The 10,949-nt window shown below is 75.3% G+C and carries 7 protein-coding genes and 1 pseudogene; 2 read left to right on the top strand and 6 right to left on the bottom strand.

The genetic code is table 11. The features are described 5' to 3' along the window. Positions 1-14 precede the first annotated feature (14 nt). From ACIRPP_RS26330 to ACIRPP_RS26340, 3 genes and pseudogenes are all read right to left on the bottom strand, one after another. Complete coding sequence (locus ACIRPP_RS26330; protein ID WP_403647490.1) at positions 15-449, bottom strand: PPC domain-containing DNA-binding protein; 435 nt, start codon at positions 447-449, stop codon at positions 15-17. Between the two features lie 56 nt (positions 450-505). Continuing rightward, a pseudogene (locus ACIRPP_RS26335) lies at positions 506-1,492 on the bottom strand (zinc-binding dehydrogenase); the annotation flags it as partial. A 386-nt stretch (positions 1,493-1,878) separates the two neighbouring features. After that, positions 1,879-3,147 carry an NAD(P)/FAD-dependent oxidoreductase gene (locus ACIRPP_RS26340; RefSeq protein ID WP_403647492.1) on the bottom strand — a complete coding sequence of 423 codons (1,269 nt, stop codon included), beginning with the start codon at positions 3,145-3,147 and terminating at the stop codon, positions 1,879-1,881. A gap of 195 nt (positions 3,148-3,342) precedes the next feature. Between ACIRPP_RS26340 and ACIRPP_RS26345 the strand changes: the two genes are divergently transcribed. Then, complete coding sequence (locus ACIRPP_RS26345; protein ID WP_403647494.1) at positions 3,343-5,025, top strand: PucR family transcriptional regulator; 1,683 nt, start codon at positions 3,343-3,345, stop codon at positions 5,023-5,025. 176 nt (positions 5,026-5,201) lie between these two features. On the opposite strand, the gene ACIRPP_RS26350 is transcribed toward ACIRPP_RS26345, so the two are convergent. Further along, positions 5,202-5,867 carry a hypothetical protein gene (locus ACIRPP_RS26350; protein WP_403647497.1) on the bottom strand — a complete coding sequence of 222 codons (666 nt, stop codon included), beginning with the start codon at positions 5,865-5,867 and terminating at the stop codon, positions 5,202-5,204. A 13-nt stretch (positions 5,868-5,880) separates the two neighbouring features. Between ACIRPP_RS26350 and ACIRPP_RS26355 the strand changes: the two genes are divergently transcribed. Next, complete coding sequence (locus ACIRPP_RS26355; protein ID WP_403647500.1) at positions 5,881-6,045, top strand: hypothetical protein; 165 nt, start codon at positions 5,881-5,883, stop codon at positions 6,043-6,045. A 343-nt stretch (positions 6,046-6,388) separates the two neighbouring features. Here ACIRPP_RS26355 and ACIRPP_RS26360 read toward each other — a convergent pair whose 3' ends face one another. Together ACIRPP_RS26360 and ACIRPP_RS26365 are read right to left on the bottom strand one after the other, a co-directional pair. Continuing rightward, entirely contained in the window at positions 6,389-7,132 is a 744-nt protein-coding gene (locus tag ACIRPP_RS26360; protein ID WP_403647503.1) for a PepSY domain-containing protein, read from the bottom strand. A 180-nt stretch (positions 7,133-7,312) separates the two neighbouring features. Then, entirely contained in the window at positions 7,313-10,687 is a 3,375-nt protein-coding gene (locus ACIRPP_RS26365) for a pyruvate carboxylase (RefSeq protein WP_403647506.1), read from the bottom strand. Positions 10,688-10,949: the final 262 nt, after the last annotated feature.

Below are 10,949 nucleotides of genomic sequence, written 5' to 3' on the forward strand. Positions count from 1 at the left end.
CCGTCCGGCTCCGCTCACCGGAGGTCGATCAGGCTCAGGCCCAGTTCGGGGTGGTGGGTCCTGGCCAGCTCGGCGGGGCTGTCCCGGACGACGACCTCCAGGGTGGGCCAGACCCGTCCCGACAACAGGTGGCCGCCGCGGGTGGAGCCGTCGGACAGGCCCAGCACGACGTGCAGATGGGGTGCGGGCCCGTCGTCGGCGACGGCGACGTCACCGATCAGCGACAGCACCTCGCACTGCTCGTCGACCGGGATGGGCCGGTAGTCCAGGACCTCCCGGTCGAACCAGCCGACGACCGCCTCCGAGAAGGCACCCACGGCGGTGATCTGGGAGGCGCCCAGTGACCGGTCGCGCGCGAAGGCGGTGAGTCCGGCGACGGGATCCTCGCCCGGGTCGAGCACCACCACGTACACCGCCGACGGTCCCTGCTGCACCTGTTGCCACCGCATGCCCGGCCGGGTACCCGGCGCGGCCCCCGGCAACCCGGCGGTGTTCGGGGAACGGTGAGGACGAGTCGGCCGCGGACCTCACCGGCCTCCAGCCGGCGGTGGGCCTCCGCCGTCCTCGACAGCGGCAGCCGTCCGGCGATCCGCGGGCGCGGCGGGGAGTCCCGCAGCAGCCGTCCGACCGCCCGTGCCGCCCGGGCGAGGTCGCTCACGCCGGCGTTGCTGATCGCGAACCCCACGATGCTCGCGTCCTTGGTGTAGAGGCGGCCGGGCGACAGCTCGCCGGGGCCGCCGCCGAGTCCGGCCATCGCGGCCATGCGCCCGCCGTGGGCGAGCAGTTCGACGGCGTCGGCCAGGACGCCGTGCCCGGAGGTGTCCAGGTGGACGTCGAACCCGTCGGGCGCGGCCCGGCGCAGGCGCCCGGTCAGGTCGGGCTCCCGGTAGTCGAGCACCTCGGCGGCGCCCAGGGCGGGCCGCCGCGGCCTCCTCGGCCCGCGCCGTGCAGACGACCCGGGCTCCGGCCGCGGCGGCGAGGGCCAAGGCGGCACCGCCCGCGTTGCCGGCCGCGCCTCCCCCGTACACGGTCTCCCCGGCGGTCAGCCTGCCGTGCCGGAAGAGCGCCGGCCAGGCCGAGGCGGCGGGGTGGGCGGCGGCCACGAGGTGCTCCTCGTCCACACCGGGCGGTGCCGGGTGGAGCCGGTCGGCGGCGACGGACGCGTACTGGGCGGCGGCGCCCTGCCGGCCCGCGTGGCCCAGGCTGTTGCACCACACCGGCTGCCCGGGCGCGAAACCGACGGCGCCGGGGCCGGCCGCCGCGACCTCCCCGGCCAGGTCGCCGCCGAGGACGAAGGGGAACGGCAGGGGTGTGGCGTACGCGCCGGACCGTACGAAGGTGTCGACGGGATCGACGGCGACGGCGCGGACTCGGACGAGGACGTCGGTGGGCCCGTGCGACGATACGGGCAGCTCCCCTACCGGATCACGTCGGCGGGGCCGACGGCGTCGATGTAGGCGGCCCGCATCGGGCCGGGGGCGGTGCCGGTCATGGCCGTCATGCTACGAGCGGGCGGGCCGCCGCCCGGTGCTCGGCGGGACGTGTCGGCACGGTCGCGTCCGGGTGCGCGCGAGGTGGGTGCGCCGGGCGGGGTCGCGAGAGCCGGGGACCCCAGGCAGGGTCACGAGAGCCGGAGCCACCGGGCAGGGTCACGAGAGCCGGAGCCACCGGGCAGGGTCACGAGAGCCGGAGCCACCGGGCAGGGTCACGAGAGCCGGAGCCACCAGGCAAGATCGCGAGAACCGGAGCCACCAGGCAAGATCGCGAGAACCGGAGCCACCGGGCAGGGTCGCGAGAGCCGGAGCCACCGGGCAGGGTCACGAGAACCGGAGCCACCAGGCAGGACCGTGGTCGGGGTCCCGCCCGGCGGCGCGGCGGTCAGCGCAGCGGGTCGAACGGGGACAGCTCGGCCGGGCGGCGGCCGGTGACCATCGTCTCGGCCAGCAGCAGGCCGGTCGCCGGGCCGAGGGTGACGCCCCACATGCCGTGGCCGCCCGCCGCGAAGACCCGGGGCGACTTGGTCGCGCCGATGAGCGGGAGGCCGTCGGTCGTGCAGGGACGCGAGCCGACCCACTCGTCCTGGCGGGCGTTCAGGTCGGCCCCGCGCAGCAGCGGGCGCGCGGCCTCGGCGATGGCGTTGATCCGGCGGGAGTCCAGCGGGGCCTCCGGCTTGCGGAACTCCATCATCCCGGCGACGCGCAGCCGGTCCCCGAGCGGGGTGCAGGCGACGCGCTGGGCGGGGAAGTAGACCGGGCCGGCCGGGACGTGCTGGATCGGCACGCTGAAGCTGTAGCCGCGGCCCGCCTGGACGACGGAGCGCACGCCGAACTTCCGGGCGTGCCGGCCGAGCCACGCGCCGGTGGCCAGGACGATCGAGTCGAAGCGTGCCACGTCGCCGTGCCCGGTGCGGACCGCGACGGCGGCACCGGTGTCGTGCACGTCGGTGATCTCCGTGCTCTCCACGATCTTCCCGCCCCGGGCGCGGACGGAGTCCGCCAGGGCGTGCACGAAGTGACCGGGGTCGATGTAGCGCTGGCCGTGCAGGCGGATCGCCGCGCCGACCTCGTCCGACAGGGAGGGCTCGATGCCGCGGGCCTCGTCGCCGTCGAGCACGTCGAACTCCATGCTCTGGCCGGCCGCGTCGATGTGCTGGAGTTCCTCCAGCAGGACCTTGCGCTCCTCGGCCGTGCGGTAGGCCGCGAGGAACGACTTGGCGTCGAGGGTGCGGGCCTCGACACCGCCGTCGGCCAGCAGGTCGAAGCTGGACAGCGACAGGTCGTTGATGGGGACGAGGGCGCGCATGGCGCGCAGCCACCGGGTGGCGGTGCTGTTGCGGGCGAAGCCGGTGAGGAACTTCAGCAGGCTCGGGTTCGCGCTCGGCGGGACGTAGACCGGGGAGGACGGGCTGAGCACCGCGCGCACGCCGTAGGTGAGGACGGCGGGTTCCGGCAGCGGCGTGGCCAGTCCGGGCGTCAGCCAGCCGGCGTTGCCCCAGGACGACCCGGCGGCGACGCCGTCACGGTCGTACACGGTGACCTCGACGCCCCGCTCCTGAAGGAACCAGGCGGTGGACAGACCGACCATGCCGGCGCCGACGACGGCGACACGGCTCGGGCCGTTGTGTGCGGGCGAGGAAGGGCGGGCCATGCGGAACCTCTTCTCACGTACTGCAAGGATAAGAAAATAGGGGGGCGTACGACGATGGTGGGCCCGGCCGGAGACGTTGTCTTTGTGCCAGACGGCCAAGAGGGCGGCGACAGATGGTGCTCCGAGCACCATCCGGGTGGGCCACAATGTGTGCATGACCCCTTCCGTACGGCCCGTTCCCGCAGGGTGGCGGGCATGATCGCCGTCACCGACCTGGTGGACTCCCTCGGCTCCGGCTTCCTGCGCACGGTCGTGGCCGCCGGGAACGCTCAGGTGCACGACGTCAGCCTCGCGGAGCCCGGCGACGCCGGGGGACGGCCCGGAGAGCTGGTGCTCGGCGTCGGGGTCACCGAGGCGGCGGACGCCCTCGCCCTGCTGGAACGGGCCGCTGCCGCCCAGGCCGCGGGAGTCGTCCTGAAGGGGTCGGTCGCGGGCGACACGAAGGTGGCCCGAGCCGCCCGGCGGGCCGCGGGGCCCGCGCTGGTGGAGCTGCGCCCGCACACCTCGTGGGCCCACGTCGTCTGGCTGCTGCGGGGCGTCCTCGACCACGCCTCCGCCCCCGGGGCCGGGGCGTTCGGCGCGTCCGGACCGCACCACGACCTGTTCGCGCTGGCGGACAAGGCGGCCGAGATCATCGACGCGCCCGTCACGGTCGAGGACGCGCAGTCCCGGGTGCTCGCCTATTCGGCCCGGCAGGACACCACCGACCCGGCCCGGGTCTCCACCATCGTGGGACGCCGCGTGCCGCCGGAGACCCTCACCCACTTCCGGGCCAGCGGTGTGTTCCGCAGGCTGGCCCGCTCCGCCGACCCGGTGTGGACCCCGGCGGGCCCCGACGGCACCCTGCCCCGGCTGATCGTCCCGGTCCGGGCGGGCGGCGAGTGGCTGGGCTCCATCTGGGCCGTGGTCAAGTCGCCCGTCGCCCCGGAGCGCATCCGGGAGCTGACCGACGTGGCGTCCGTCATCGCGCTGCACCTGCTGCGGCTGCGGGCCGAGGCGGGCATCGCCCGGCGGGTGTCGGCGGGGCAGCTGCGGGCTGCCCTGCGCGAGGGCACCGCCTCGGCCCCCGGCGGGCCCGGCGCGGAGACCGCCTCGGACGCCGAGCCCGTGCTGCCCGCCGGGCCGTGGCGGGTGGTGGCCCTCGGCTCCCCCGAGGGCACCGGCGACATCCGCCGGCAACTGGATCTGTGGGAGTCGGTCGCCCGCCGTTTCGGCTGGCACCAGCCGTTGCTCGCCGACCTCGACGGGCGGCTGTTCGCCCTGGTCACCGACCGGCCGCGCGGCTCCCGGCGCGCCGTGCCCGGCACCCCGGCCGACGCCGAGGCGGGCAGCCTCCGCTGGCTGCGGCACGTGCTGGCCGAGGTCCGCACGCACGACCCGGGGCTGTACGCCGCCGCCGGCTGCCCGGCCCGCTCACCCGACCGGCTGCCGCGTTCCCTCGCGGAGGCCGTCGAGCTGCACCGGCTGATCGCCACCGGCCGCCTCCCCCGGGGCACCGGCGCGGGGACCGTCCTGATGGAGGACGCCTGGGACACCGTCGTCGTCGAGCGGGCCCGCGCCGCCGTCGGGATCGACGCCGGTCTCCTCGGCGGGCCGCTCGCGGTGCTGCGCGGCCACGACGAGGAGCACGGCACGCCGTACCTCGCGACCCTCGCGGCCTGGCTGGACCACTTCGGGGACCCGCAGAGCGCCGCACGGGTCCTGCGGGTGCACACCAACACCCTGCGCTACCGGCTGCGCAAGCTGGAAGAGGTGGCCCCGGTCGACGTCTCCTCCCCCCGCACCCGGCTGGCGCTGCGGCTGCAGCTCGCGGCGATGGACCAGATGCCCCCGCACGACGACGACACCGGTGCGGGGCGGACACCGCCGGTCAGGTGATCCCGGGGGACCGGCCTCCGGGTCGCCCCACGGCTCTCACGCGTCGTCACATCCCCCGGGTGCCCCGCCCGCTGAGCCGGGGACCGTGCCCGGCCCGCGCGGCGGCCGGTCGACCCGGTGGAGGCGGCGAGGGAGCGCTCCGACCGGTCCCGTAGCACAGTAGGGAGCATGAACCGTCACCGACGCCCGCCCCGGCGTGCCCCGTGGATCGTGGGCGGCGCCGTCGCAGTCGCCCTCGGCGGCGTCGGTGTCGGCGTCTGGGCGTTGGTCTCGCAGGACGGCGACACCCCGAGCCCCAGTCCGTCGGCCTCGACGGACCTGACGCTGCCGACGCTGGACCCCCTGCCGACGTTCTCCTCGCCCCCGGAAACGTCCGGTTCGGCCGAGCCGACGGAGGAGGACACCCCCACCACCGGCGCGACGCCGAGCCGTTCGCTCACGGCCGCGCCCACACCGGGAGAATCCGGCACGGCCCGCCGGACACCCGGCGCGCCGGACACCGCACGGCCGCCCGCCCGGACCACCCCGCCGCGCCGCACCGCCTCGGCCGCACCCCCGCCGCCGTCCGCCTCGGCCCTCCCCCGGCCCACCGCGTCCCGCACGCCGGGCTCCACGGCGACGGGGACGACACCCGGGAGCACCACCCCGTCCCGGTCCGCGGGCAGCGCCCCAAATACCCCGTCCTCGCGCACCGCCTCCGCCCGGCCCACGACCCGGACCCCCGCGCCGACACCGACTCCGTCGACGTCCGCCTCACCGTCGACGCCCGCCACACCGTCGGCCTCCCCCGCGCCCGCGACGAGGCCCCCGGCGGCCACGGGACCGACCACCACCTGGTACACGTCTCCCGCCGCCGTGGCCGCCGCGCGACGGATGGCCGCCGCGGGCATCGTCGGGGACCCGGTGTGCACGATGGCGTCGGCGGGCCGGCCGGACCCCGCCCTGGTCCCCCAGGGCGGCCGCATCGGCATCGGCAGCCACGACGGCTACTGGTGCCTGATCGTGAAGCCGGGGTCCTGAGCGCGCGGGACGCGGGCGCGACCGGACGGATGGTCAGGGCGCGTGGCAGGACGCCGGACCTGGCGACTCCTGCACCGCATCGGCTCGTTGGCCGGGTGGTGGCGGCCGGGGCAGCGGCGACGGGGCTCACCCTCGGTCGAGGCGGGCGCCGCTCCCCCGCCGGCGGAGGCACCGTCGCGGAAGCCTCACGACCCCGACGGCCGGGGCGCGGCACCGGGCCGCGCGGGATGAAGGAACCGGTCGAACGGGCCGGGCGGACGCCGCCGTCCGCCCGGCCGAACGCGCCCCCGGGCCACCCGTGGTGCGGTGGGCGGCCCGGGGGCGCGGTGTCGGGTCGCGGGTGTCAGTCGCGGTCGACCTGCTCGCGCAGGACCTCGCCGCTGGCGGCGTCCACCTCGACGGACGTCAGGACCCAGGTGTCGTTGTTGACCACGTCGACGGACCACATGACCTGGTCGTTGTCGTCCTGGCCGAGTTCCAGGCCGGTGACCGTGCCCTCGACCTTGTCGGTGGCGGCCTTGACGACCTGTTCCGGGGCCTGGGTCGCGTCGTTGAGGCGGTTGACGATCTCCTGCTTGTCGTCGGCGCTCTGATCCTGCTCGGCCTGGGAGCGGAAGACCTTGCCGTTGACGGCGTCGATCTCGACGCGGTGCACCGTGCCGTCCTCGGTGGCGACCTTGGCCTCCCACTCCGGGGCGCCCGGCGAGGGGGCCGGGTTCGGGGTGCTCGGGCCGGCGGTGCCGGGGGTGGCGGTGACGTCGGCGGGGGTCGGCTTCAGCTCCAGGCCCACCAACTGGCTGTCGGGCACCTCCTGGACAGCCGCGTCGGCGGCCTTCTGCCAGGTCACCTTCGTCGCGTTGATCAGGTCCTTGCGCTCGGTCTGGTCCTCGCTCAGCGAAGCGGAGGGCGAGGGTGAGGCGGAGGTCGCGGTGGCCGAGGTGGCGCCCGGGCTGGTGGGGGCCGCGGCGGCGACATCGGCACGGTCGGTTCCGCTGCTTCCGCAGGCGGTCAGCAGCAGCGCGGACGCGCCCAGCGCACAGACGGCGGCCAGGGAACGCACAGGGGGAAGACGTCGCAGAGAACTCATACTGCTCCCGTAACCCCCTCGCCACACGAGCACACGGCGCCCGCGCGGAAACCACCGGAATGGCTGGGCGGGGCGCCGCGCGGGGGACGGCGGACGGCTCAGGTGGCGTCTCCCGCGCGGCGGTTGCCGGGAAGGCCGGTTTCGGACCGGCCGGCCGAGGCCGGCCGGTCCGGGCCCGGGTCAGGCGAGTTCGACCAGGAGGTCGCCGCCTTCCACCTGCTGGATGCGGTTGATGGCCAGCCTGCTCACCGTGCCGTCCTTCGGGGCGGTGATCGCGGCTTCCATCTTCATCGCCTCGATGGTCGCCACCGTGGCACCCGCGGACACCTCGTCGCCCTCGGCGACCGCGAGGGTGACCACTCCGGCGAAGGGCGCCGCCACATGGCCGGGGTTGGTCCGGTCGGCCTTCTCGGTGACGGGGACGTCGGAGGCGGCCGCCCGGTCGCGGACCTGGATCGGGCGCAGCTGGCCGTTCAGGGTGGCCATCACGGTGCGCAGGCCGCGCTCGTCGGCGTCACCGATGGCCTGCAGCTCGATGAGCAGCCGGACGCCGGGGTCGAGGTCGACGGAGTACTCCTGGCCCGGGCGCAGGCCGTAGAAGAAGTCCTTGCTGTCGAGGACGCTGGTGTCGCCGAAGCTGCCGCGGTGGGTGTCGAACTCGCGGGTGGGGCCGGGGAAGAGCAGCCGGTTGAGGGTCGCCCTGCGGTCCTTGGCGAGGCCGGTGCGGTCGTCGGTGCTCAGTTCCTGGACCGGCTTGGGTTCGGCGCGGCCCCGCAGGGCCTTGGTGCGGAACGGTTCGGGCCAGCCGCCGGGCGGGGTGCCCAGTTCGCCGCGCAGGAAGCCGATGACGGAATCGGGGATGTCGAAGCGGTCCGGGGACTCCTCGAAGTCCGCCGGGGAGACGCCCGCGCCCACGAGGTGCAGGGCGAGGTCGCCGACCACCTTGGAGGAGGGCGTGACCTTCACCAGCCGGCCGAGCATGCGGTCGGCGGCGGCGTACATCGCCTCGATGTCCTCGAAACGGTCGCCCAGGCCGAGGGCGATCGCCTGGGTGCGCAGGTTGGAGAGCTGGCCGCCGGGGATCTCGTGGTGGTAGACGCGGCCGGTCGGGGCGGCCAGGCCGGCCTCGAAGGGCGCGTAGACCTTGCGGACGCTCTCCCAGTACGGCTCCAGGTCGCCGACGGCCTGGAGGTCGAGGCCGGTGGGGTGGTCCGAGTGGTCGGTGGCCGCGACGAGCGCCGACAAGGAGGGCTGGGAGGTGGTGCCGGCCATGGAGGCGACCGCGCCGTCGACGGCGTCGGCGCCGGCCTGGATCGCGGCGAGGTAGGTGGCGAGCTGGCCGCCGGCGGTGTCATGGGTGTGCAGGTGGACGGGGAGGTCGAACTCGCGGCGCAGGGCGGACACCAGGGTCGCGGCGGCCGGGGCGCGCAGCAGTCCGGCCATGTCCTTGACGGCCAGGACGTGGGCGCCGGCCTCGACGATCTGCTCGGCGAGACGGAGGTAGTAGTCGAGCGTGTAGAGCCGCTCGGAGGGGTCGGACAGGTCGGCCGTGTAGCAGAGGGCGACCTCGGCGACGGCGGTGCCGGTCTCGCGGACGGCGTCGATGGCGGGGCGCATCTGGTTGACGTCGTTGAGGGCGTCGAAGATGCGGAAGATGTCGATGCCGGTGGCCGCGGCCTCCTGGACGAAGGCGTCGGTGACCTCGGTCGGGTAGGGGGTGTAGCCGACGGTGTTGCGGCCGCGCAGCAGCATCTGCAGGCAGAGGTTGGGCACGGCCTCGCGCAGGGCCGCCAGGCGTTCCCAGGGGTCCTCGGCGAGGAAGCGCAGGGCGACGTCGTAGGTGGCGCCGCCCCAGCATTCCAGGGAGAGGAGCTGGGGGAGGGTGCGGGCGACGACCGGGGCGACGGCCAGCAGGTCCTTGCTGCGGACCCGGGTGGCGAGCAGCGACTGGTGGGCGTCGCGGAAGGTGGTGTCGGTGACGCCGACGGCGGGGGACGCGCGCAGCCAGGAGGCGAAGCCCTCGGGGCCGAGTTCGGCGAGGCGCTGCCGGGAGCCCGCGGGCGGTTCCCCGGCCGGCACCTCGGGCAGCTTGGTGAGGGGGTCGATGAGTTCGGGCCGTTCGCCGTGCGGCTTGTTGACCGTGACGTCGGCGAGGTAGGTGAGCAGCTTGGTGCCGCGGTCGGCGGAGTGGCGTGCGGTGAGCAGGTGCGGGCGCTGCTCGATGAAGGAGGTGGTGACCCGGCCGGCCTGGAAGTCGGGGTCGTCCAGCACCGCCTGGAGGAAGGGGATGTTGGTGGCGACGCCGCGGATGCGGAATTCGGCGACCGCGCGCCGGGCGCGGCCCACCGCGGCGGCGAAGTCCCGTCCCCGGCAGGTCAGTTTGACCAGCATGGAGTCGAAGTGGGCGGAGATCTCGGTGCCGGCGTGGGTGGTGCCGCCGTCGAGCCGGATGCCGGAGCCGCCCGGGGAGCGGTAGGCGCTGATGCGGCCGGTGTCGGGGCGGAAGCCGTTGGCGGGGTCCTCGGTGGTGATGCGGCACTGGAGTGCGGCGCCCCGCAGGGTGACGGTCTCCTGGGAGAGGCCGAGGTCGGCGAGGGTCTCGCCGGCGGCGATGCGCAGCTGCGACTGGACCAGGTCGACGTCGGTGACCTCCTCGGTCACCGTGTGCTCGACCTGGATGCGGGGGTTCATCTCGATGAAGACGTGGTTGCCGTCGCGGTCGAGGAGGAATTCCACGGTGCCGGCGTTGCGGTAGCCGATCTGCCGGGCGAAGCGTACGGCGTCGTCGCAGATGCGGTCACGCAGCGCGGGGTCGAGGTTCGGCGCGGGGGCGAGTTCGACGACCTTCTGGTGGCGGCGCTGCACGGAGCAGTCCCGCTCGAAGAGGTGCATGACGTTGCCCTCGCCGTCGGCGAGGATCTGCACCTCGATGTGGCGGGGCTCGACGACGGCCTTCTCCAGGAAGACGGTCGGGTCACCGAAGGCGGACGCCGCCTCGCGGGAGGCGGCCTCGATGGCCTCGCGCAGCTGGGCGGGTTCCTCGACGCGGCGCATGCCGCGTCCGCCGCCGCCCGCGACGGCCTTCACGAAGACGGGGAACCCGACGTCGTCGGCGGCCCGGACGAGGGCGTCGATGTCGGTGGACGGCTCGGAGGAGCCGAGGACGGGCACGCCCGCCTCCCGCGCGGCGGCCACGGCGCGGGACTTGTTCCCGGTCAGCTCCAGGATCCGGGCGCTCGGCCCGACGAAGGTGATGCCGGCCTCCTCGCAGGCCCGCGCCAGTTCGGGGTTCTCGGAGAGGAATCCGTACCCGGGGTAGACGGCGTCGGCCCCCGCGCGGCGCGCCGCGCCCACGATCTCCTCCACCGAGAGGTAGGCGCGCACCGGATGACCGGGCTCGCCGATCTCGTAGGCCTCGTCGGCCTTGAGCCGGTGCAGCGAGTTTCGGTCCTCGTGGGGGAAGACGGCCACGGTCCGGGCACCCAGCTCGTAGCCCGCGCGGAACGCCCGAATCGCGATCTCACCGCGATTGGCGACCAGCACCTTGCGGAACATTCTTGATCCCTTCAGCCTGCCGGTGACGAAGACCATCGTGTCGGTGGCACGTCCGGTACGCCATGTGAACCGGGCCACTCACCGGCGCCGGTCCCCGTCGTCCGCGCGGGTGGCCGGGTGCCGCGGGGGCGCCCGGAACCGGCGCGGGGGGGGGGGGGGGGGGGGGGTTCCCCCCCGGCCCCCCCGGGCGGGGGGCCCCGTGGCGGGGGGGGGATGGGGGGTCATAACGCGCGGGTTTGGGGTGGCCGCGCCCCCCGTGGCC

Origin of the sequence: Streptomyces sp. NPDC101219 (genome assembly GCF_044767675.1) — a bacterium.
GTDB lineage: Bacteria > Actinomycetota > Actinomycetes > Streptomycetales > Streptomycetaceae > Streptomyces.